This window comes from Pseudomonas sp. rhizo66, from assembly GCF_031931925.1.
Taxonomy (GTDB): domain Bacteria; phylum Pseudomonadota; class Gammaproteobacteria; order Pseudomonadales; family Pseudomonadaceae; genus Aquipseudomonas.
Genome location: NZ_JAUJWZ010000007.1, coordinates 75,029 through 98,227 on the forward strand (window position 1 = coordinate 75,029; position 23,199 = coordinate 98,227).

Below are 23,199 nucleotides of genomic sequence, written 5' to 3' on the forward strand. Positions count from 1 at the left end.
CCTACCAGATGAAACAAATTGATACGCTTGGCCGAAAGGAGCCCCCATGTACTGGACCGAGTTCTTGACCGTTGCACTGATCCACTTGCTGGCCGTCGCCAGCCCCGGCCCGGACTTCGCCGTGGTGGTGCGCGAGAGCGTGACCCACGGTCGTCGCGCCGGTACCTGGACGGCACTGGGCGTCGGCACAGCGATTTTCCTGCATGTCGGTTATTCACTGCTCGGCATCGGCCTGATCGTGTCGCAGTCGATCGTGTTGTTCAACGCGTTGAAATGGGCGGCGGCGGCTTACTTGCTGTACATCGGCTTCAAGGCATTGCGTGCGCAACCGGCGAAAACCGTGATCGATGACCTGCACAAAGAGGCTGGCGTGCGCACAGCACGCGGCGCGTTCACCTCGGGTTTCGTGACCAACGGCCTGAACCCGAAAGCCACGCTGTTTTTCCTGTCGCTGTTCACCGTGGTGATCAACCCGCACACACCACTGGCGGTGCAGGCCGGCTACGGGATTTACCTGGCGGTCGCGACTGCTATCTGGTTCTGCCTCGTTGCGATGCTCTTTAGTCAGCAACGCGTACGTGCCGGTTTCGCCCGCATGGGCCACTGGTTCGACCGCACCATGGGCGCGGTGCTGATCGCGCTCGGCGTGAAAATCGCGTTTACCGAAATGCACTGATCTCAGAACCGCGACTTAAACCTGTGGGAGCGAGCCTGCTCGCGAAGGCGTTGGGTCAGTCGACATTATTGGTAGCTGAAAGACCGCTTTCGCGAGCAGGCTCGCTCCCACAGGGCCTTACACGAGTTCGCTGAGTTTGCTCAGGTTGTTGAGGTATTCGCGGGGATTCTCCCCCAGCAAACGGCGAAACATCGCGCTGAACGCCCGCGCGCTGCCGTAACCCAGGTCCTGCGCCACACGTTGCACGCTGTCTCCGGCGAGCAGGCGCGGCAGGGCTTCCATCAGGCGCAGTTGCTGGCGCCAGGCGTTGAAACTCATCTGCACTTGTTGCTGAAACAGCCGCGCCAATGTCCGTGAGCTGGCGCCGACCTGCTGCGCCCAGTCTTCCAGGGTATTGGCATGATCGGGAGTGTGCAGCAGCGCCAGGCAAATGTTTTGCAGGCGCCGGTCGTTAGGCATCGGAATGTGCAGGGGCAGGTTTTCCAGGCTGCCCAGCTCTTCGAGCATCAACTGCTGAATCAGCGGGTTGTCGGCATGCGGTGGCCCTTGGACGGCACGCAGGATCAGTTCACGCAGCAGCGGTGTCACCGCCAATACGCAGCACTGTTGCAGGCTGTCGGGGGACAGTTCTGGCGCGATGAACAGCGAGCGCATCTGCACGTCGCCGCTCATGAAAATCTCGTGCGCCACTTCTGGCGGAATCCACACCGCACGACTTGGCGGAATCACCCATGCGCCCGACGCCGTGACCACGCGCATGATCCCGCTGACCGCATACAACAATTGCGCCTCACGATGCAGGTGCAGCGGCTGGTGCGCGCCATCCAGATAATCCCGGGGGTAGGCGCTCACCGGGCCGTGTTCGAAGTGGCTGATCAACATGTCTGGTTTGATGACTTGCTTGGCAGGAATGCGCTTTGCGGCCAACTTAGCATAAGCGCTACACAACAACGTAAAGCGTGCCGCCATGAAGCAATCCAGAAACGTTATTCGCTATATCAACGCCGCCCATGTGATCGATCACATGTTCATGCTGATCTTTCCTGCCGCTGTACTCGGTATGACGCAGGCCTTCGGCCTCGATTACGCCACGCTGATCGGCCTGTCACTGGGCGGGTTCATTGCCTTCGGCGCTTGTTCGCTACCCGCCGGTTGGCTGGGCGATCACTGGAGTCGGCGGCAGATGATGCTGGTGTTTTTCTTTGGCATTGGTGCCTCGGCGATTTTTACTGGCCTGAGTAACAGTCCGACGATGCTGGTGATCGGTCTGACCCTGATCGGCATTTTCGCGGCGATTTATCACCCGGTCGGCACGGCAATGCTGGTCGCCTACGCGCAGAACCGTGGCCGGGAAATCGGCATCAATGGCATGTGGGGCAATCTGGGCGTGGCATTTTCGGCGCTGATCACGGGCTTGCTGGTGGCGCAATTCGGCTGGCGCTCGGCGTTTCTGTTACCGGGCACGGTGGCGATTGTGCTGGGGGCTGGCTTCGCCTTGCAGGTGCGTGAAGAGCCGATTCCGAAGCGTGCGCACACGCCACTCAAAGGCGCCGCTGGCCAGCGTATTTCCATGCTCATGGTGTTCGGCGTGCTGGCGCTGGCGACGGCCACTGGCGGCGTCGTGTTCAACGCCACCACCATGACCTATCCGAAGCTGTTTCAGGAGCGTTTGCATGAACTGTTCGCTTCGCCACAAACCCTTGGCGTGGTGGTCAGTCTGGCTTATGCCTTTGGCGCGGTCGCACAGTTGAGCATCGGTCGAGTGCTGCATCGGCTCAGCCTGAAATGGCCGTTCATTGTCCTGACGCTGTGCCAGGCGCCACTGTTGCTTGCGCTTTCCTATGCCGACGGATGGGTCGTGATCGCCCTCGGCGCAGCCTTCATGTTCGTGGTGTTTGGTCAGGTCACCGTCAACGATGCGATGGTCGCCAACTTCGTCGCCCCGCAGTGGCAATCGCGCGTCTTCGCCCTGCGTTACTGTTTATCGTTTGGTGCCAGTGCGACGGCGATTCCGCTGATTTCCTATGTCGAACCGCGCCATGGTTTTGTAGGCCTTTACTTGATTCTTGCGGGTTTCGGCGCTTTGACCTTTCTAGCCGCGGTGGTTTTCCCACGCACACCTTCCGAAGAGGCTGTAGGGCAAACAGCCTGACCGATGAAGAAAACCGACAAATGCTGGCGCAAAGCTAGCATTTGTACGGCTCTGCAAATCATTCCTTTGGCTGATTTGGCTGGCGTATAAGGGTTCTAGAGTACCGATCTCTACGCCAACACCGTGCAGCCAGAAAAGGGATTCATATGTTGCAGACTCGCGTCATTCCCCCGGCCGATGGGGCCTACCAGTATCCATTGCTGATTAAACGGCTGCTGATGTCCGGCGCCCGTTACGAGAAAACCCGCGAGATCATCTACCGTGACCAGATCCGCTATAGCTACCCGACGCTGATCGAGCGTGTGGCGCGGCTGGCCAATGTCCTCACGGCGAACGGTGTGAAGGCCGGGGACACTGTGGCGGTGATGGACTGGGACAGCCATCGTTACCTGGAATGCATGTTTGCGATTCCGATGATTGGCGCGGTGATTCATACGATCAACGTGCGCCTGTCGCCGGAGCAGATCCTCTACACCATGAACCACGCCGAGGACCGCTTTGTGCTGGTCAACAGTGAGTTCGTCGGTTTATACCAAGCGATCGCCCCGCACCTGACCACGGTCGAGAAAACCCTGCTGCTGACCGATCTGCCGGAGAAAACTGCCGATCTGCCGAACCTGGTCGGCGAGTACGAGCAACTGCTGGCCGCCGCGAGCCCGCAGTATGACTTCCAGGATTTCGACGAAAATTCGGTTGCCACCACGTTCTACACCACCGGCACCACGGGCAATCCGAAGGGCGTGTATTTCACCCATCGGCAACTGGTCCTGCACACCATGGGTGTGTCGACAATCATGGGCGCGATCGACAGCGTGCGCCTGCTCGGCACCAACGACGTGTACATGCCGATCACACCGATGTTTCACGTGCATGCCTGGGGCCTGCCATACGTGGCGACCATGCTGGGCCTCAAACAGGTTTATCCGGGACGCTACGATCCGGAATTACTCGTCGAGCTGTGGCGCAAAGAGAAGGTCACGTTCTCCCATTGCGTGCCGACCATCCTGCAAATGCTGCTCAACGCCAAAGGCGCGCAGGACACCGATTTCGGCGGCTGGAAAATCGTTATTGGCGGCAGCGCCCTCAATCGCACGCTGTATGAAACCGCCAAGGCGCGTGGCATTCAGCTCACCGCCGCGTACGGCATGTCGGAAACCGGGCCGCTGGTGTCCTGCGCGCACCTCAACGACGAGCTGATGGCCGGCACCGAAGACGAACGCACCACCTATCGGATCAAGGCCGGTGTGCCGGGGCCGCTGGTGGAAGCAGCGATTGTCGACGCCGAGGGTAACTTTCTCCCGGCCGATGGCGAGACCCAGGGCGAATTGGTGCTGCGTGCGCCATGGCTCACCGAAGGTTATTTCAACGAACCGCAGAAGGGCGCCGAGCTCTGGGCGGGCGGCTGGCTGCACACCGGCGACGTCGCCACGCTCGACAGCATGGGCGTGATCGACATCCGCGATCGCATCAAGGACGTGATCAAGACCGGCGGCGAGTGGATCTCCTCGCTGGACCTCGAAGACCTGATCAGCCGTCACGTCGCGGTACGCGAAGTAGCAGTGGTGGGCATCGCCGATCCGCAGTGGGGCGAGCGCCCGTTTGCCCTGCTGGTGATCCGCGAAGGGCGCGAGATCGGGGCACGCGAGCTCAAGGAACACCTCAAGCCGTTCGTCGAACTGGGTCACTTGAGCAAGTGGGCAATTCCAAGCCAGATCGCCGTTGTTACGGAAATTCCCAAGACCAGTGTCGGCAAGCTCGACAAGAAGCGCATCCGCCTCGACATCACCGAATGGCAGGCCAACAACAGCACCTTCCTCTCGACACTTTGAGTGTCTGCTGGCGCGCCGAAAACGGCGCGCCAGACCCACCAAGCAAGCGCTTGGCTTGTGAAATCGAAAAAATCAGCCATCCTTGCCGTGCCGACTTGTGTCGGACTGGCGAAAGGACTGTTCCAGAGTGGTTGGCGGCTGCAAATCACACTTTAGAGGGATCAAGCAGTACCACCTGCTGGCTATAGTCCGCTCAAGGATTTTTAAGAACGGGGCACACGCACAAAACGGGGCGATGCATCTTTGGAGTGGTTTCGGGTTGTCTCTGGCACCCGGTCCTTCAGGCGTTTTTAAAAGTACTCACTGCCATAACAATAATGCACATGGAGTAGCGTCGATGACCTCAGTAAACCAGTTCTGGCGCCGGGCGAAACTGCCTCTGGCAGTCAGTCTTGCTTCTTCGCTCGCCGGGCCCGCATTCGGCGTCAGTTTCAACGTCGGTGAAATCGAGGGCCAGTTCGACTCGTCCCTGTCGATTGGTGCCAGTTGGTCTACTCAGAGCCCGAACAAGAACCTGATCGGCGTCAACAACGGCGGCCACGGCCTGTCGCAAACGTCCGATGACGGTCACGCCAACTTCAAGAGTGGTGAAACCTTTTCGAAAATCTTCAAGGGCATCCATGACCTTGAACTGAAGTACGGCGACACCGGTGTGTTTGTCCGTGGCAAATACTGGTACGACTTCGAACTGAAGGACGAGAGCCGCCAGTTCAAGGACATCAGCGACAGCAACCGCAAAGAGGGCGCCAAGTCGTCCGGCGGGCAGATCCTCGACGCCTTCGTCTACCACAACTACGCGATCGCCGATCAGCCGGGCTCCGTGCGTCTGGGCAAGCAGGTGGTGAGCTGGGGTGAAAGTACCTTCATTGGCGGCGGCATCAACTCGATCAACCCGATCGACGTATCGGCGTTCCGCCGTCCGGGTGCCGAGATCAAGGAAGGCCTGATTCCGGTCAACATGTTCTATGTGTCCCAAAGCCTGACCGATAACCTCTCGGCCGAAGCGTTCTACCAACTGGAATGGGACCAGACCGTTGTCGATAACTGCGGCACGTTCTTCTCGCAGCCGGACATCGTTGCCGACGGTTGCGACAACAACTTGCGCGTACTCAACAAGCGTTCGCAAATCCCGGCCGTCGCGCTGGGGCCATTGGCGGCCAACGGTGTCAACGTCAACGAAGAGGGCGTTCTGGTGCGCCGTGGTCCGGATCGTGACGCCCGTGACAGCGGTCAGTGGGGCGCGTCTCTGAAGTACATGTTCGAGCCGCTGGATACCGAGTTCGGCGCGTATTTCATGAACTACCACAGCCGTGCGCCGATCTTCAGCGCCACCGGTGCACCGCAATCGGTGTACAACACCGCAGCCTCTCTGCCTGGACCGTTCGCGGCACTCGCACCCCTGCTGGTCGCGGGCAACTCGAACTACTTCATCGAATACCCTGAAGACATTCGCCTCTACGGTCTGAGCTTCTCCACCACCCTGCCTACCGGTACGGCGTGGAGCGGTGAGATCAGCTACCGTCCGAACGCTCCGGTGCAACTGAACTCCACCGACATCCTGTTCGCCGGCGTACGTCCGCTGGGCGGCGCACTGACCAATGCTTCGCTGCTAACCGGCGTGCCGGGTCAGGATCTGCATGGCTATGAGCGCAAGGAAATCACCCAGATCCAGACAACGTTCACGCACTTCTTCGATCAGGTCATGGGCGCCAGCCGTCTGACCCTCGTCGGCGAAGTCGGCGCGACCTACGTCGGTGGGCTGGAAAGCCGTTCCGACATGCGTTATGGCCGCGATCCGGTCTACGGCCCTGGTGAGTTGCCGGCCACCGGCACCACCAACACCTGCGCCAACATTCTCAACAACAGCACCATCAACGGCGCCGGCCCGGGCTCGCCACAGAACAACCGCAGCCGCAATTGCGACAACGACGGCTTCACCACATCGATGTCGTGGGGCTACCGCGGTCGCGCCATCTGGGAATACAACGACGTCTTCGCCGGTGTGAACCTCAAGCCGAACGTGGCCTGGTCCCATGACGTCAGCGGTTACTCGCCAGGCCCTGGCGGCAACTTCGAGGAAGGTCGCAAAGCGGTCAGCCTGGGCGTCGACGCCGAATACCAGAACACCTACACCGCGAGCCTGGCTTACACCAACTTCTTCGACGGCAAGTACACCACCGTGGATGACCGCGACTTCGTTGCGCTCAGCTTCGGCGTGAACTTCTAAGCACTGCATTTCAGGACGAACGAATTTATGAAAATAACAAAGAGTCTGTTCCACGCCGGTGTTCTGGGCCTGTCGCTGCTGGCGACCGGCGTCATGGCCGCGGTGCCTGCTGCCGAAGCCGACAAACTGGGCAAGAGCCTGACGCCGATGGGCGCTGAAATGGCTGGTAACGCCGACGGTTCGATCCCGGCGTGGAAGCCGCTGCCGAAGAATGCCGGTTCGGTCGACAGCAAGGGTTTCCTGTCCAATCCATACGCCAGTGAGCAACCGCTGTTCACCATCACTGCCAAAGACGTCGACAAGTACAAAGACAAGCTGGCGCCAGGTCAGTACGCGATGTTCAAGCGTTACCCGGACACCTTCAAAATGCCGGTCTACCCGTCCCATCGCGGCGCGACCGTGCCGGATGATGTGTTCGCCGCGATCAGGAAAAACGCCACCACCACCAACCTGGTGTCCGGCGGCAACGGTCTGGAAAACTTCGATACCGCGGTACCGTTCCCGATTCCGAAGAGCGGTGTGGAAGTCATCTGGAACCACATCACCCGCTACCGCGGCGGCAGTGTGACCCGTCTGGTGACTCAGGCCACACCGCAACCGAACGGCTCGTACAGTCTGGTGTACTTCCAGGACCAGTTCGTGTTCCGCGACAAGATGAAGGACTACGATCCGAAAAACCCGGGCAACATCCTGTTTTACTTCAAGCAGAAAGTGACTGCGCCGGCACGTCTGGCCGGTGGTGTGCTGCTGGTTCACGAGACCCTCGATCAGGTGAAGGAACCACGTTCGGCGTGGGTCTATAACGCCGGTCAGCGTCGTGTGCGCCGTGCGCCACAAGTGTCCTATGACGGGCCGGGTACTGCCGCCGACGGTCTGCGTACCTCCGACAACCTCGACATGTTCAACGGTGCTCCGGATCGCTACGACTGGAAGCTCGAAGGCAAGAAAGAGATGTACATCGCCTCCGACAGCTACAAGCTCGACGATCCGAAACTGAAGTACGCCGACATCATCAAGGCCGGCCACATCAACCAGGATCTGGCGCGTTACGAGCTGCGCCGCGTCTGGCATGTGGTTGCCACCCTGAAAGAAGGCCAGCGCCACATCTACGCCAAGCGTGACTTCTACATCGACGAGGACACCTGGCAAGCCGCCGTGATCGACCACTACGACGGTCGTGGCCAACTGTGGCGCGTCGCCGAAGCACACGCCGAGAACTACTACGACAAGCAAGTGCCGTGGTATGCCCTGGAAACCCTCTACGACCTGCAGTCCGGCCGTTATCTGGCACTGGGCATGAAGAACGAAGAGAAGAGTGCTTATGACTTCGGCTTCACTGCCACCACCAGCGATTTCACCCCGGCCGCATTGCGTCAGGACGGTGTTCGCTAACCCGCTGTAACCCGAGGCCGCATCCTCGTGAAAACGCCCTGACTGGTTCGGGGCGTTTTTTTTGCGCGGCCTCCGCGCCTTCGAACCGCTTTTGTAGGAGCTGCCGAAGGCTGCGATCTTTTGATCTTTTGTTTGGACCGTGGGTTTTGGGGGCATATCCGTTGCTGCGGTTGGGGCCTCTGGCGGTTTCGCTCTTACAGCGAGTCCCTTTTTCAAACGCCAAAAAGGAACCAAAAGGCTTGGCCCCCGGCGTACGGCACTTCGCTTAGGCTCAGTGTTTCCTCGCTACGGTGTTCATCCGGGGGCATCGCCTACGGTTTGCTTCGCTGCACCTCCTCTCGATGTATGCGGCTACGCCGCACGGCGCTGCGCGCCTGCCCCGGATGAACACCTTCGCTCGGCCTGCCGATGGGGGCGAAAATCAAAAGCCAGATCAAAAGCAGGAGCCAAAGCAGATCAAAAGATCGCAGCCTTCGGCAGCTCCTACAGGTCGAAATGGGGGGGGATGGCGCATTCTGGAAAGACTTTTGTAGCCATTTGTAGCAGCAACCTTCATTCCCGGTACGTTTAAGGCTAGTCTGCGGACATCTGCAATGCCGCCAACAGCAATTCGAACAAGAGCCGGCCATGACTGATCTGTCCCCACTTCCGGGTCCCGCAAGCGTTGCCGTCGCGGCACTGGACGGGCGTTTTTTTCGCCCTCCGTTGCCCGACGGCTACGTCTTGCGACCACGTCTTTGCGAGCGCCTGCAGGCCGGGCTCGGTGGACGGCTGTTGCTGGTCAGCGCTCCCGCCGGGTTCGGCAAGAGCTCGCTGGCGGTAGAGTTCTGTCAGAGCCTGCCGGCGCACTGGCAAAGCCTCTGGTTGGGGCTGAGCCCGCGTGACAGCGACCCCGGACGTTTTCTTGAGCGTTTGCTCGAAGGTTTGCAGGACTACTTTCCGGCCCTGGGCGCTGGCGCTCTCGGTCTGTTGAAAATGCGTCAGCGCCATCAGCCATTTGCTTTTGAAGAATGGCTCGACGGCCTGCTCGATGAACTGACCCGGCACCTCGATCCCGGCGCGCCGCTGCTGCTGGTGCTCGACGATTACCATCTCGCCCAAGGCCCGGTGCTCGACCGCTGCCTGCAATTCTTCCTCAACCATCTGCCCGATGGCTTGCTGGTGATGGTCACCAGTCGCCAGCGTCCGGACTGGCATCTGGCGCGCTTGCGGCTGTCGCGGCAGTTGCTGGAGTTGCACGAACAGGACTTGCGCCTGACATACGACGAAGCCCTGACCTTGCTCGATCGTCACAGCAGTTCACTGCGCGGTGAAGCGCTGGAAAACCTGATCCAGCGCAGCGAAGGCTGGGTCGCCGGTTTGCGCTTCTGGTTGCTGGCGGTGGCCGAGGCGGGCAACGATGCCGCGTTGCCGCAAGCACTGAACGGCGGGGAAGGGCTGATCCGCGACTATTTGCTGGAGGAAGTCATCGATTGCCTGCCCGCCGAAGTACAGGCCTTTCTCTACGACACCGCACCGCAAGAGCGTTTTTGCAGCGAGTTGTGCGATGCCGTTCGTGAAGCCCATGACAGTGCCGAGATCCTGCGTTTCCTGCTGGCGCATCAGGTGTTTCTGGTGCCGCTGGACGAGCATGGTCACTGGTATCGTTATCACCATTTATTCTCTGATTTATTGCGCAGTCGGCCGATTGCGCAAGCGATGGTGCCGACGGCAACGCTGCATCTGCGTGCCTGTCGCTGGTTCAACGCTCAAGGGCTGCTGGACGAGGCGGTCGAACAGGCGCTGCGTGCAGGTCACCTCGATGTGGCGGCAAATCTGGTACAGAACCTTTCCGAGGAGCAACTGCTCGCCGAGCAGAACGTCGGCATGCTGCTGCGCTGGAAAATGGACTTGCCCGACAGCCTGTTGATCAGTACTCCGCGTTTGATTGTGTTGTACAGCTGGGCGCTGGGGCTGGCCTGTCAACTCGATGCCGCCGAAGAGCTGTCCAGCCACCTGAGCCGCTTCCTGCCGGCGCCCTCCGCTACCGCGCAGAAGTCGATGCTGGCGCAATGGCTGGCGCTGAGCGGGATCATTGCGCGCGGGCGTGGGCATCGGGAATTGACGATCAGATACTGCACTGAAGCTCTGGAAAGCCTGCCGGCCAAACGTTATGGCCAACGGCTGATGTGTCTATCGACCTTGTCCAATCTGGCCATTGCCGATGGCGATCTGTGGCGCGCACGCGGTCTTAACCGCGAATCCCTGGAACTGGCACAGCGCGTCGGCAATCCCTTGTTCGAAGCGTTGGCGCATTACGATCGTGCGCGGGTGTTGCAGGCTCGCGGCGAAATCCTGCGTGCTCTCGATGAGGTCCATCAGGGCCTGGAGCGGTTGCGCGGCTTGTCGCCACAGCGCTTGTACGCGGTGCGTGCACGGCTGACGCTGTACGAGGGTTTTCTGTTGGCCATGCGCTTGCAGCCTCAGGCGGCACGGGTGCGGTTGTTGGCCGGAATCGGCGAGGCACGCGCCTGTCGCGATATCAGCGTGTTGATCGGCCACTGCGTGATCGCTCGACTGGATGGCAGCAGTGGCGAGTTCGCCAAGGCCTTTGCCGAGCTCGCCGAAGCCGAACGCCTGATGCACATCTGGGATGTGCCGCCGATCTACTACCTGGCGATGATCACCCTGGTCAAATGTGAGCTGTGGCTGGCGCAGGGTCGCACTGATCTGGCCGAGGCGTGGCTGGCGCGATTGGGCCAGACCTACACCGGGGAGCGCGCCGCTGCGCCGCCGGAGTTTCATCCGCAACTGCCGTTGCATGTGGAGTTGCAACAGGCGTTGCTCGACATGATTCAGGGGCAACCGATGCTTGCCGAAGGGCGGTTGAATGTATTGCATGAGAACGGCCAACAGACGGGACGGCAATTGCTCAGTGTGATGGCGTTGACGCAGAAGGTTTCGTTGTTGTTGGCCAATGGTCGTGAGCCGGAAGCGCGCAAGGCTTTGAGTCAGGCGCTGGAGGCGGCGGCCGGGGGCGTGTTGCAGCCGTTCGATGCCTTGGTGAAAGGGCGCGCTGACTGGTTGCGTGGGCAGTTGCACAATTCGCCAGCGCTGGCAGGACAGCAGCTACTTGAACGCTTCCCAGCGGCGACGCTTCGTCCGGTTGTCGAGTCCGGCGCGGCTGAACAACTCAGCAGCCGGGAACTGGCGGTACTGCGCCTGATCGCCGAAGGTTGTTCGAATCAGCAAATCAGCGAGCAGTTGTTTATCTCTTTGCACACCGTTAAAACCCACGCCAGCCACATCAACAGCAAGTTGGGGGTTGAGCGGCGAACGCAAGCGGTGGCCCGGGCGAAAGAGCTGGGGGTGTTGCAGTAACCTTGGCTGGATGCTTCTGGCGCAAGGCGAACCTTGGGCCAGAGGTTGTCGGTCACTTCGCTTTGTCAGCACCCACGCCGTTTGTCGATCCGTCACGTTCACGAATCGAAATCAGGCCCAAGGCGCAATCATCGGCGGTTTTGCTGGCGATGGACTGTTGCAGGTTCTCGCTCAGCACAGCCTTGAATTTTTTCCCAGGCAACGTCGCATTCCACCCCAGCAGTGTCTTGACTGCCGGTGCGGGGGCTCCGCTGGATTTTTGATACAGGCTTTCGGCGCTGCCGTCGCTCATGATCGCAAAGCCGGTTGGCGTGTCGATGTGCCCGCGGTACAGCCGTAGCTTCGATATCGCTTTAGGGTCAGTCAGAAACCAGGTGGTATTGGCGTACTCGCCGTTTTCTGGAGGCGAAAGAGTCTGCAGGTGGCCGTCCGAATCAATGCTGGCGATGACACCATCGCCCAAGTGCCCGGCCATGTAGCGACCCTGCGAGTAAGCAACGAATGACAGGGTGCAGGCCAGATCGTTGATGTCGCCTCCGTGCTTGGCGGATTTGCGTCTGAATGCGTCCAGGCAGCGATTGACCAGACGCTGGGCTGCCTTCGCATGGGATTTTTCCATGTTCTGCCAAAGGCTTTCAAAATTCTTGCAGACGTAGGCGAGTGTCGCGGTGACCGCGACCTGGGCGCCGATGTCCGACCGGGCTCTGGAGCCCGCACCGTCAGCCAGTGCAATGCAGGTCACGCCGTTGGACTCTCTTGCCGCGACATAGTCCTGGCAAGGTGTTTGAGTTTTCAGGTGCGAGCGCCCCGCGACCGACGCGAAAGCGGTTTTACAGGTGAAGTCTGGGAGGTCAGACATGGCTCAGACCTGTCCCCAGGCTTCGATGCCTTTGATATCCAGTGGCACTGCGTCACCGGGTGTCGACTGTGAGGCACGGGAAACACTTTTGCTCAGCCAGGCAAAAAACTCGTTGAAGCGCAGGCCTTTGAGGCGCAGTGGCGGGCGTGACGGCGAGAATCGAGCCAGCGATTGTACGTTCGCGGCTTTACCGATTGCGATGGGGAACACGGTCAGTTTGCGTTTGCTGATCATGTCGCTGACGCGAGTGGCTGCTTCGCTGATGTCATCGGTCGGCTCGCCATCCGTCATGAGAACCATCCACGGCTGAAAGTAATCGACGCCAGCCTGTTGATAATCCTCTTTGCGCGCTTCCAGCAAATCCAGAGCTATGCCCACGGCGTGCCCCATCGGAGTCATGCCGGAAGCGACCAGCGGCGGTACGTCCTGACGGCTGATGGAGCCGAAATCCATGACTTTCTGCGCTGTTCCGCCAAAAGTCACGATGCAGATTTCAGCGGCATATTGCGCTATTTCATCGTCCTTGATTGCTTCGAAAAACTGCTGAACGCCCGAGTGCAGTTCTGCAATAGGCTCGCCTTCCATTGATCCGCTGACATCCAGCACGAGGCAGACGGGTACGCGTGTGGTCGGGTTCTCAGCAAGTTCTTCCTGACTGAGGAGATAGTTGTCTGGCATGGAATTGTCCTTGTGGGGTGAGCGTTACAGCCAACGCTTCAAGAGTCGTTTGAACCAGCGCAAAACGATGTTTTGCGGATTGCTCGCGTGCACTGGCAATGGTCGATAGGGTTGCGATCGAGCGGACGTCGGTTGCTGCGGCGGCCTTGCCGCTGTCGGGCGAGCGGTAGCAGGTGCAGTCGCGGGTGCAGGACGTTTCGGTGCCGGTGCTGCCACTTTGGGAGGCGGGGGTGGCGTTGGGCGAGGCGCGATGGGCGCCGGAGGTGGCGCCGCACGCTGGCCGGCCTGTTCGATTTTCTTTTGGCTCTCACTGGCCAGTTTTTTCAGTTTCGCTGTTTTCTGGCAGTTCGAGCATATGGTCGGCTTGCCTGCCGCCTTCATTTTTTCAAACCAGTCCTTGGCCACCTTGTGGGGCTTTTTGCAACTGCCACAGACGTCTTCAACGGGATCTTTGATATGAAACGCGGCAGGAAACAAATCATCGCAATGTTTGCCTTTGCGTAACCCTTCGCCGTACTGAGTCAGCAGTTTCAGCCAGTCATCGATGGGGCGTCGCTGATTGTCTTCGAAAGTATTGCTGAATGCCTGTTTGAGCGGATACGGCAAATGACTCCAGATATGCTGCCAGACGCCCACCGGCGCGACGCTTGCCCGGCCTATGCCGCTGCCCTTTTTGAATCGGTAGGGGAAGTTCATGTTCTTGATGTTGTCGGAAGCCGTTCCGCCACCCTGTTGAGAATAGGGTGGTTTGCCCGGCAGCAGGATCATGAACAACATCGTGGCGATGGCGAACAGCTCGTGATTTTTTGTGCGCAGGTAGTCGCCATATTTTTCGTCCTGGATTTCCGGTGCGGTGAACGGCACCGTGCCCACTTCGCAGGGGAAATGTCCAATCTGGAAGCTGTCGGTATCGACCATCCAGACTTTGTTGCTGTCTGCCGTCACGAGCAGGTTCATCGGATTGATGTCGCCCACGATGATGTTCAGCGAGTGCAGATAGTGCACCTGTTTCAGAAAGGCGGTCGCGATATTCACCAGGTCACGCCGCGTCCATTTCGCGAAGGTCTTCAGCAGTACCTGTTTGACGAATACCGTGCTGTGAAGGGTTCTGCCGTCCGCGCGAGGCATGACATAACCCACGAACTCATTTTGCGCATTGAACACCAGCTCGGTCGGCCAGCAAATCCCGGGTTCGACGATCTTACGCGTCACCATCAGGCTGATTTTCTCGCGGCGCCGGGTCGTGAGTTTTTCAATGTGATAGATCTTGCAGACTTGTGCGTTGCCGACCACGGCATGGATCGTTCCTTCTCCGCCGGCGCTGATGGCTTTATCCAGGGTCAATTGACGACCGCTCGAGGTGGTTACCACCGAGCCTTCCACGACGCGTTCACCTCGGTTACGAATAACCACGTCCGCAGTGAGGATCGGGTTTGCCGGCATGTCGAAAGGCACGATCGGTGCGGGTGCGGGTGCAGTTTTAGGTGCCGGCGAGGGTGCCGGCCCGGTCCAGCGCTGGGCTCTGGCCTGCGCGGCTTTGCACTGAGCGAGCTGCGATTCGTCGCACGTCAGTAGCAGCAGATCGTAATGGCGGCACAAGTCGACGACGTCTGCCGAGGGGCTTTGCTCCGGCGGCGTGGTCGTGCGTTTGAGCGCGAAGATCGCTTGGCCATTGAACGAGCATTCGGCCAGCAGATCGCCGGGATGCAGCGCTGTACCTTTAGGGAGCGCACGGTGCGGCCGAGACGGCTGGCCGATGAAATACCGAAAAAAATCCCGTGCGTTGCGGTGGACCTGCTCGTCTCCCTGGGTCAGGGACTGAAGCTTCAGAAGATCGGAATGGGCGATAAAAGGCAGCCCATTCCTCGCACGAATGCGGTTGATAATGTCCGGGTCCAAAAAAAGAACGCTTTTATCGACGAGCACGTGTTCCATAGAGCGGGGCATTGGCTTCCTGCCGTCTTGTTTCAAAAATGGTACGGCGCGAGGATATCCCATCAATTTTGCGCATCACAACCGCAGCGGCACGCCTAGGCATCAGGATCAAAACCATGCAAACCCCGAACACAGCGCTCATCCGCGAAACCTTCCCCGTCGGCCCGCTCCAGTGCAACTGCACCATCATCGGCGACCCGACCACCAAAAAAGCCATCGTCGTCGACCCGGGCGGTAATCCTGACCTGATCATGGCGCGCCTCGATGCCCATGGCCTCAAGGTCGTCAGCATCATCCACACCCACGCGCATCTCGATCACTTCCTCGCTTCCGGGCAGATGAAAGAAAAAACCGGCGCGACCCTGCATTTGCACAAGGAAGACCAATTCCTGTGGGACAACCTCGAAATGCAATGCCAGATGTTTGGTGTGCCTTACACACCGGTGCCGTCACCGGATCGCTGGCTGAGCGATGACGAAGAACTGGCCTGCGGTTGCGGTGTAGCGCTGCATACGCCGGGACATACACCCGGTTCCATGAGCTTTTGGTTTTCCGAAGCTAAGCTGTTGATTGCTGGCGACACGTTGTTCCGTCGCGGCGTAGGGCGCACGGATTTGTGGGGCGGCGATCAGGCGACCATTGTGCGTTCGATCAAGCAGCGGCTGTACACGCTGGACGAGGACGCGATCGTGGTGACCGGGCATGGGCCGGATACCCGTCTGGGTGATGAAATGCGCGAAAACCCGTTTGTGCGCGTCTAAATATTTTGTCACGAGTGCCCGGCGGAATTTTTGTGCATTGTCATGATCCAACGCCCGCGCAGGTCCATTAACCCAGTGGCCGCTGCACCACAGAATGCGAAAAACCAGGAGCTCTCCATGTTCACCACGCGTCGTTTGATTATTGTCGCTACTGCCGTGGCCTTGCTGTCCGGCTGCGCCTCGCCTAACCCGTATGACAATCAGGGCCAGGCCGACGGTGGCTCGCAAGGCATGAGCAAAACCGCCAAGTACGGTGGCCTCGGTGCCCTGGCCGGTGCGCTCGCCGGTGCCGCCATCGACCACAACAACCGCGGCAAAGGGGCTTTGATCGGCGCCGCTGTGGTGGGCGCCTCTGCAGCCGGTTACGGTTACTACGCCGATCAGCAGGAAAAGAAACTGCGCGCGAGCATGGCCAACACCGGTGTTGAAGTGCAGCGTCAGGGCGATCAGATCAAGCTGATCATGCCGGGCAACATTACGTTCGCCACTGATTCGGCGAACATCGCGCCAAGCTTCTACCAGCCGCTGAATAACCTCGCGGGTTCGTTGAAAGAGTTCAACCAGAACCAGATCGAGATCGTTGGCTATACCGACAGCACCGGCAGCCGCCAGCACAATATGGACCTGTCCCAGCGTCGTGCGCAGAGCGTGGCGACCTACCTGACCTCGCAAGGTGTCAGCGGTGCCAACCTCTCGGCCCGTGGCGCCGGCCCGGATAACCCGGTTGCCAGTAACGGTGACGTGAATGGCCGGGCGCAGAACCGTCGCGTTGAAGTCAACCTGAAGGCGATTCCTGGCCAGCAGTATGGTGGTCAGCAGCAACAGCAGCCGGGTACGGTTCAGCAGTATCCGTAACTCAATGCCTGTATGAAGAAATGCCCGGTCCTGTGGTCGGGCATTTTTTTGCCTGAACGCAGTCGCTCTGCAGGAACTGCGGCACGCTGCGATCTGTTGATCTTTAGCTTTGACAACAAGATCAACGGATCGCAGCCTCGTTTCACTCGACAGCTCCTACAGGGTTGCTACGCCTGCGCAGGCATCACAAACTCAACAGGCACAAAAAAGCCCCCGGACAACCGAATTGTCCGGGGGCTTTTGTTTATCAGCGAAGGCTGGTTACTTCTTCAGACCATAATGCTCATCGAGCATCCCCGGCGAGTTCGGGGTCTTCGGTGCGTAGTCACGTGGCGGCTCCTGATCGCGCGGTGGCGTCAGGCGTTCGCGTGGCGCGACTGCCGCATCGGCGTGCAGGGCAGCGATCAGGCGCTGGCGGGTCTGCTCGTCCAGGGCCAGACGATTGGCGCCCTCGGCGAGATGATCCTGCACTTCCTGATAGCTCTGGGTCAGCTTCTTGACCAGCATCGCGGTGCTGTTGAAGTGGGTGACCACCTCGTTTTGATAACTGTCGAAACGCTCCTGGATATCATCCAGTTGACGCTGCGTACGGCTCGGCGCGGCGTTCGGCGCAACGCGCGCGATCAGGAATCCAATGGCGACACCCACAACCAGGGCAAGAGTCGGTAACAACCAAACTAAGAGCGAGTGTTCCACGAGTCCTTCCTCTATAAACGGCTTTGCTTTACGTTAACGGCTCGAACCTGCGCTGTATACCGCGATTCACTCGCAATAGATTGGCACAGACAATTTGCTAGACGAGTCGACCCGATTCGAGGTCACGGAGTTCCTTCCTTGCTGATGCGTGAAACCCCTGTAGTGATTGCCGGCCCTGTCGGCCAAATCGAAGCTTTGTACCTGGATAACGAGCAGCCAATCGGCATCGCGCTGATCTGTCATCCGAACCCGGTGCAGGGCGGCACCATGCTCAACAAGGTCGTCTCGACCCTGCAGCGCACCGCGCGCGACGCAGGTTGGATCACCTTGCGTTTCAACTATCGCGGCGTCGGCGCCAGCGAAGGTTCGCACGACATGGGCACTGGCGAAGTCGATGATGCCCAGGCGGCCGCCAAGTGGCTGCGGGAAAAACACCCGGATCTGCCGTTGACCCTGTTCGGTTTCTCCTTTGGTGGATTTGTTGCAGCAAGTCTCGGCGGTCGTCTTGAAGCGCAGGGCGTGCTGCTCAAGCACCTGTTCATGGTCGCGCCAGCGGTGATGCGTCTGGGCGAGCAGGATCAACTGCCACAGCACGGCGAGCTGACCGTGATCCAGCCGGAAACCGACGAAGTCATCGATCCGCAACTGGTCTACGACTGGTCGGAAAAACTCCAGCGCCCCCATGAGCTGCTGAAAGTGGCAGAATGCGGACACTTTTTTCATGGCAAGTTGACCGATCTCAAGGATCTGATCCTGCCGCGTCTCTCGAATTGATTGCAGTCTGACAAGCGATTACCCATGACGAACCGTACCCGTATCCTCACCGGCATCACCACCACCGGCACGCCGCACTTGGGCAACTACGCCGGCGCCATCCGCCCGGCAATCCTTGCCAGCCGCGACAGCAATGCCGATTCGTTCTACTTTCTGGCCGACTACCACGCCCTGATCAAATGCGATGACCCGCTGCGCATCCAGCGCTCGCGTCTGGAAATCGCCGCGACCTGGCTGGCCGGCGGCCTCGATGTCGACCGCGTGACCTTCTACCGCCAGTCCGACATCCCGGAAATCCCTGAGCTGACCTGGCTGCTGACCTGCGTTGCGGCCAAGGGCCTGCTCAACCGCGCGCACGCCTACAAGGCCTCGGTGGACAAGAACGTCGAGACCGGCGAAGACCCGGATGCCGGTATCACCATGGGCCTCTACAGCTACCCGGTGCTGATGGCGGCGGACATTTTGATGTTCAACGCGCACAAGGTCCCGGTCGGTCGTGACCAGATCCAGCACGTGGAAATGGCCCGTGACATCGGCCAGCGCTTCAACCACCTGTTCGGGCAGGGCAAAGAATTCTTCACCATGCCCGAAGCGCTGATCGAAGAGAGCGTGGCGACGTTGCCAGGCCTCGACGGTCGCAAGATGTCGAAGAGCTACGACAACACCATCCCGTTGTTCTCCAGCGCCAAAGAAATGAAGGACGCGATTTCACGGATCGTCACTGACTCCAAAGCGCCAGGCGAAGCGAAAGATCCGGACAATTCGCACCTGTTCACCCTGTTTCAGGCCTTCGCCACGCCGGCGCAATCCGATGAGTTCCGCAGCGAACTGCTCGGCGGTCTGGGTTGGGGCGAGGCGAAGAACCGTCTGTTCCAGTTGCTCGACAACCAACTCGGCGAGGCTCGCGACAAGTATCACCAGTTGATCGAACGCCCGGCGGATCTGGAAGACATCCTGCAGATCGGTGCGAAAAAGGCCCGTGCCGTGGCAACGCCATTCCTCAACGAGCTGCGCGAAGCCGTGGGCCTGCGTTCCTTCGTCAATCAGGTGCAAGTCGCCGCGACCACCAAGAAGAAAGTCGCGAAAGCCGCACGTTTCGTCAGCTTCCGTGAAGACGACGGCAGCTTCCGCTTCCGTCTGCTGGCGGCCGATGGTGAGCAATTGCTGCTGTCGCGCAACTTTGCCGACGGCAAAACTGCCGGGCAGGTGACCAAGCAACTGCAATCCGGCCAGCCACTGGACGTACGCAGCGAAGACCTGAGCTTCAGCGTGTGGCTGGAAGGCGAGTGCGTCGGTGACAGCCCGGCGTTCGCCGACGCTGCTGCGCGAGACGCGGCCATCGAGGCTCTGCGCGTCGCGCTGACCCCGGTTCAGGACTAATCGGCGGCACGGTCCGACCAAGGGCCGATTGCCATTCCCCCGGGCCGTCGCTACAGTGACGGCCCGTTTTTGTTGCCTTGCTAACGAATTATGACGCCCCTAGAACGATACCAAGCTGATCTGAAACGCCCGGACTTCTTCCATGACGCCGCGCAGGAAACTGCCGTGCGTCATTTGCAGCGTCTGTACGAGGATCTGATCGCCGCCGATCAGAACAAGCCGGGTCTGTTGAGCAAACTGTTCGGCAAAAAGGATCAGGCGCCGGTCAAGGGCCTGTATTTCTGGGGCGGCGTAGGTCGCGGCAAGACTTACCTGGTCGACACCTTCTTCGAAGCGCTGCCGTTCAAGGAAAAGACCCGCACGCACTTCCACCGCTTCATGAAGCGTGTGCATGAAGAGATGAAAACCCTCGGTGGTGAGAAAAACCCGCTGACCATCATCGCCAAGCGCTTCGCGACCGAGTCGCGGGTGATCTGCTTCGATGAATTCTTCGTTTCCGACATCACCGACGCAATGATCCTCGGCACGCTGATGGAAGAACTGTTCAAGAATGGCGTGACCCTGGTCGCGACCTCGAACATCGTGCCGGACGGTCTGTACAAGGACGGCCTGCAACGCGCGCGTTTCTTGCCAGCCATCGCCCTGATCAAGCAGAACACCGAGATCGTCAACGTCGACAGCGGCGTCGACTACCGTCTGCGTCACCTCGAACAAGCGGAGCTGTTCCACTATCCGCTCGACGAAGCCGCTCACGAAAGCCTGCGCAAGAGCTTCCGTGCGCTGACGCCTGAGTGCACCGCAGCGGTCGAGAATGATGTGCTGATCATCGAAAACCGTGAGATCCGAGCGCTGCGCACATGCGACGACGTGGCCTGGTTCGACTTCCGCGAACTGTGCGACGGCCCGCGTAGCCAGAACGACTACATCGAACTGGGCAAGATTTTCCACGCCGTGCTGCTCAGCGGTGTCGAGCAGATGAGCGTCACCACTGACGACATTGCTCGGCGCTTCATCAACATGGTCGACGAGTTCTACGACCGCAACGTGAAACTGATCATTTCGGCTGAAGTCGAGCTGAAGGATCTGTACACCGGCGGCCGTCTGACGTTTGAATTCCAGCGTACGCTGAGCCGTCTGCTGGAGATGCAATCGCACGAGTTTCTGTCGCGGGCGCACAAGCCTTAAGCGGATTCGCAAAACAAAAAAAGGGCCTGCAATTGCAGGCCCTTTTTTTGTGTGCTGAAGATCAAAAGATCGCAGGCTTCGCCAGCTCCTACAGGTGTACACCATTCTGTAGGAGCTGCCGCAGGCTGCGATCTTTTGCTTTTAGGCTGCCTGCTGAAACTGCTGCCGATACTGATTCGGCGACAGTCCAGTGTGCTGCCGGAACAGCCGCGCAAAGAAGCTCGCATCGTCGTAACCGACCTCATAGCTGATGGTCTTGATGCTCTTGCGGCTCCCGGACAGCAGGCCTTTCGCGGTTTCGATACGCAGCCGTTGCAGGTAGTGCAGCGGTTTGTCCCCGGTGGCGGTCTGGAAGCGGCGCATGAAGTTGCGGATGCTCATGCCGTGCTCGCGGGCGACGTCTTCGAAGCGGAATTTGTCGGCGAAGTGCTCTTCGAGCCAGTGCTGGATCTGCAGGATGATCACGTCCTGGTGCAGCTTCTGCCCGCCAAAACCGATGCGTCCCGGCGCATAGTTGCGTTGCACTTCGTAGAGAATGTCACGGGCCACGGCTTGCGCCACGTTGGCCCCGCAGAAACGCTCGATCAAGTAGATGTACAGGTCGCAGGCTGAGGTGGTGCCGCCGGCGCAATACAAGTTGTCGGCGTCGGTCAGGTGCTTGTCCTGATTGAGGTAGACCTTGGGGAAGCGCTCGGCGAAGGCATTGAAGAAGCGCCAGTAGGTGGTCGCTTCCTTGCCATTGAGCAGGCCGGCCTCCGCCAGCCAGAACACCCCGGTGGCTTCGCCGCACAACACTGCGCCTCGGGCATGCTGTTCGCGCAGCCACGGCAGGACTTGTGGATAACGGCTGCACAGCGTATCGAAATCGTCCCAGAACGCCGGGAGAATAATGACATCGGCGTTTTCCAGGCCGCCATCGACGGGCATCACGACGTCACTGAAGCTGTTCACCGGTTTGCCGTCGGGGCTGACCAGCCGTGTTTCGAAGGCTGGCGTCAGGCCGTGGCCCAGTTGTTTGCCATAACGCAGGCTGGCCAGATGGAAGAAATCCTTGGCTTGCATGAGAGTGGAGGCGAAAACCCGGTCGATTGCCAGGATGCTGACGCGCCGCAAGGGCGTGGAGACTTGCTTGGACATAATTCAACTTTTGTTTTGTTTTTATAAGGGAAAGTGGTCACCAGACGGCTGGATCGTCTTATTTTTTGTCGGATGTGTCCAGTGTCCCGTGTCAGAAGGGAGGCTTAGTCTCTGAAGGTCATCTCCCTCCAACAACAAAGAAAGGTGCCGCATGATCCCCAGAACCTTGTTCAGCCCCGAGCACGAATTGTTTCGCAACAGCGTACGAACCTTCCTCGAAAAAGAGGCGGTGCCGTTCCATGCGCAATGGGAGAAACAAGGCCATATCGACCGTAAGCTCTGGAACAAGGCAGGGGAGGCGGGAATGCTCTGCTCGCACCTGCCGGAAGAGTACGGCGGGCTGGGGGCGGATTTTCTCTACAGTGCGGTGGTGATCGAGGAGGTCGGGCGACTAGGCCTGACCGGTATCGGTTTCTCGCTGCATTCGGACATTGTTGCGCCGTACATCCTGCATTACGGCAGTGAAGCACTGAAGCAAAAATACCTGCCGAAACTGGTTTCGGGCGAGATGGTCACAGCCATCGCCATGACCGAGCCGGGAGCGGGTTCCGATCTGCAAGGCGTTAAGACCACGGCTGTGCTGGACGGTGACGACTATGTGATCAACGGATCGAAAACCTTTATCACCAATGGCTTTTTGGCTGATCTGGTTATCGTGGTCGCCAAGACCGATCCGAAGGCCGGCGCCAAGGGCACCAGCTTGTTTCTGGTGGAAGCAGGCACGCCGGGTTTCGACAAGGGCAAGCGCCTCGAGAAGGTTGGTATGAAGGCGCAGGACACGTCGGAATTGTTTTTCCAAGACGTGCGCGTGCCGAAAGAAAACCTGCTGGGGCAGGCCGGGGCCGGGTTCGCTTATCTGATGCAGGAACTGCCTCAGGAACGTCTGACTGTGGCGATCGGTGGCCTGGCTTCAGCTGAAGCTGCGTTGCAATGGACGCTTGATTACACCCGCGATCGCAAGGCGTTCGGCAAAGCCATTGCCGACTTCCAGAACACCCGCTTCAAGCTGGCAGAGATGGCGACTGAAATTCAGATCGGCCGAGTGTTCGTCGATAAATGTCTGGAACTGCACCTGCAAGGCAAGCTCGACGTGCCGACGGCGGCGATGGCGAAATACTGGGGCACCGATCTGCAATGCAAGGTGCTCGACGAGTGCGTGCAGTTGCATGGTGGCTACGGCTTCATGTGGGAGTACCCGGTGGCCCGGGCGTGGGCGGATGCGCGGGTGCAGCGGATTTATGCCGGCACCAATGAAATCATGAAGGAGATTATTGCGCGGTCGCTTTAATAGCCAAAAAGATCG

Annotated in this window: 18 protein-coding genes; 12 read left to right on the forward strand and 6 right to left on the reverse strand. The window is 59.5% G+C overall.

The genetic code is table 11. From position 1 onward, the window contains the following. Positions 1–46: 46 nt before the first annotated feature. Positions 47–676: a LysE family translocator gene (locus tag QZR14_RS10540; RefSeq protein WP_311996504.1), complete on the forward strand. Its 630-nt coding sequence runs from the start codon at positions 47–49 to the stop codon at positions 674–676. 117 nt (positions 677–793) lie between these two features. Here QZR14_RS10540 and QZR14_RS10545 read toward each other — a convergent pair whose 3' ends face one another. After that, positions 794–1,558: an AraC family transcriptional regulator gene (locus tag QZR14_RS10545; protein ID WP_250606388.1), complete on the reverse strand. Its 765-nt coding sequence runs from the start codon at positions 1,556–1,558 to the stop codon at positions 794–796. Positions 1,559–1,643: 85 nt separating this feature from the next. Between QZR14_RS10545 and QZR14_RS10550 the strand changes: the two genes are divergently transcribed. The 5 genes from QZR14_RS10550 (at position 1,644) to QZR14_RS10570 (ending at position 11,636) form a co-directional block, all read left to right on the forward strand. Continuing rightward, positions 1,644–2,828, forward strand: coding sequence for an MFS transporter (locus QZR14_RS10550; protein WP_311996505.1), 1,185 nt, complete (start codon positions 1,644–1,646; stop codon positions 2,826–2,828). A gap of 146 nt (positions 2,829–2,974) precedes the next feature. After that, positions 2,975–4,657: a fatty acid--CoA ligase gene (locus QZR14_RS10555; RefSeq protein ID WP_311996506.1), complete on the forward strand. Its 1,683-nt coding sequence runs from the start codon at positions 2,975–2,977 to the stop codon at positions 4,655–4,657. A gap of 337 nt (positions 4,658–4,994) precedes the next feature. Continuing rightward, complete coding sequence (locus QZR14_RS10560) at positions 4,995–6,884, forward strand: DUF1302 domain-containing protein (RefSeq protein WP_311996507.1); 1,890 nt, start codon at positions 4,995–4,997, stop codon at positions 6,882–6,884. 27 nt (positions 6,885–6,911) lie between these two features. After that, positions 6,912–8,276, forward strand: a complete 1,365-nt coding sequence (locus QZR14_RS10565) for a DUF1329 domain-containing protein (protein WP_250606214.1) — start codon at positions 6,912–6,914, stop codon at positions 8,274–8,276. Between the two features lie 627 nt (positions 8,277–8,903). Further along, positions 8,904–11,636, forward strand: a complete 2,733-nt coding sequence (locus QZR14_RS10570) for a LuxR C-terminal-related transcriptional regulator (protein ID WP_311996508.1) — start codon at positions 8,904–8,906, stop codon at positions 11,634–11,636. A gap of 52 nt (positions 11,637–11,688) precedes the next feature. On the opposite strand, the gene QZR14_RS10575 is transcribed toward QZR14_RS10570, so the two are convergent. Genes QZR14_RS10575 through QZR14_RS10585 form a run of 3 tightly spaced genes read right to left on the reverse strand, consistent with a single transcriptional unit; the run spans position 11,689 to position 15,108 of the window. Then, positions 11,689–12,495: a PP2C family serine/threonine-protein phosphatase gene (locus tag QZR14_RS10575; protein WP_311996509.1), complete on the reverse strand. Its 807-nt coding sequence runs from the start codon at positions 12,493–12,495 to the stop codon at positions 11,689–11,691. Positions 12,496–12,498: 3 nt separating this feature from the next. Beyond that, a complete protein-coding gene (locus QZR14_RS10580) occupies positions 12,499–13,173 on the reverse strand; it encodes a vWA domain-containing protein (protein ID WP_095050638.1) in 675 nt (224 codons plus the stop codon). A gap of 24 nt (positions 13,174–13,197) precedes the next feature. Next, on the reverse strand, positions 13,198–15,108 hold the full coding sequence (locus QZR14_RS10585) for a protein kinase domain-containing protein (protein WP_311996510.1): 1,911 nt from the start codon (positions 15,106–15,108) through the stop codon (positions 13,198–13,200). 116 nt (positions 15,109–15,224) lie between these two features. On the opposite strand from QZR14_RS10585, the gene QZR14_RS10590 reads away from it, so the two are divergent. Continuing rightward, positions 15,225–15,869, forward strand: a complete 645-nt coding sequence (locus tag QZR14_RS10590) for an MBL fold metallo-hydrolase (RefSeq protein WP_311996511.1) — start codon at positions 15,225–15,227, stop codon at positions 15,867–15,869. Between the two features lie 117 nt (positions 15,870–15,986). Next, positions 15,987–16,724, forward strand: a complete 738-nt coding sequence (locus tag QZR14_RS10595) for an OmpA family protein (RefSeq protein ID WP_311996512.1) — start codon at positions 15,987–15,989, stop codon at positions 16,722–16,724. A gap of 261 nt (positions 16,725–16,985) precedes the next feature. Here QZR14_RS10595 and QZR14_RS10600 read toward each other — a convergent pair whose 3' ends face one another. Next, positions 16,986–17,420 carry a YhcB family protein gene (locus tag QZR14_RS10600; protein ID WP_007917055.1) on the reverse strand — a complete coding sequence of 145 codons (435 nt, stop codon included), beginning with the start codon at positions 17,418–17,420 and terminating at the stop codon, positions 16,986–16,988. Positions 17,421–17,564: 144 nt separating this feature from the next. Here QZR14_RS10600 and QZR14_RS10605 point away from each other — a divergent pair, with 144 nt between their 5' ends. From QZR14_RS10605 to zapE, 3 genes are all read left to right on the forward strand, one after another. Continuing rightward, entirely contained in the window at positions 17,565–18,194 is a 630-nt protein-coding gene (locus QZR14_RS10605; RefSeq protein ID WP_311996513.1) for an alpha/beta hydrolase, read from the forward strand. Positions 18,195–18,218: 24 nt separating this feature from the next. Next, positions 18,219–19,574 carry a tryptophan--tRNA ligase gene (locus tag QZR14_RS10610; protein ID WP_311996514.1) on the forward strand — a complete coding sequence of 452 codons (1,356 nt, stop codon included), beginning with the start codon at positions 18,219–18,221 and terminating at the stop codon, positions 19,572–19,574. Between the two features lie 90 nt (positions 19,575–19,664). After that, on the forward strand, positions 19,665–20,759 hold the full coding sequence (gene zapE, locus QZR14_RS10615; RefSeq protein ID WP_250606222.1) for a cell division protein ZapE: 1,095 nt from the start codon (positions 19,665–19,667) through the stop codon (positions 20,757–20,759). A gap of 141 nt (positions 20,760–20,900) precedes the next feature. On the opposite strand, the gene QZR14_RS10620 is transcribed toward zapE, so the two are convergent. Continuing rightward, the gene (locus tag QZR14_RS10620; RefSeq protein WP_250606391.1) at positions 20,901–21,797 is read right to left on the reverse strand and encodes a GlxA family transcriptional regulator; all 897 of its coding nucleotides are present in this window, start codon (positions 21,795–21,797) and stop codon (positions 20,901–20,903) included. A 250-nt stretch (positions 21,798–22,047) separates the two neighbouring features. On the opposite strand from QZR14_RS10620, the gene QZR14_RS10625 reads away from it, so the two are divergent. Continuing rightward, positions 22,048–23,184, forward strand: coding sequence for an acyl-CoA dehydrogenase family protein (locus tag QZR14_RS10625; RefSeq protein ID WP_311996515.1), 1,137 nt, complete (start codon positions 22,048–22,050; stop codon positions 23,182–23,184). Positions 23,185–23,199: the final 15 nt, after the last annotated feature.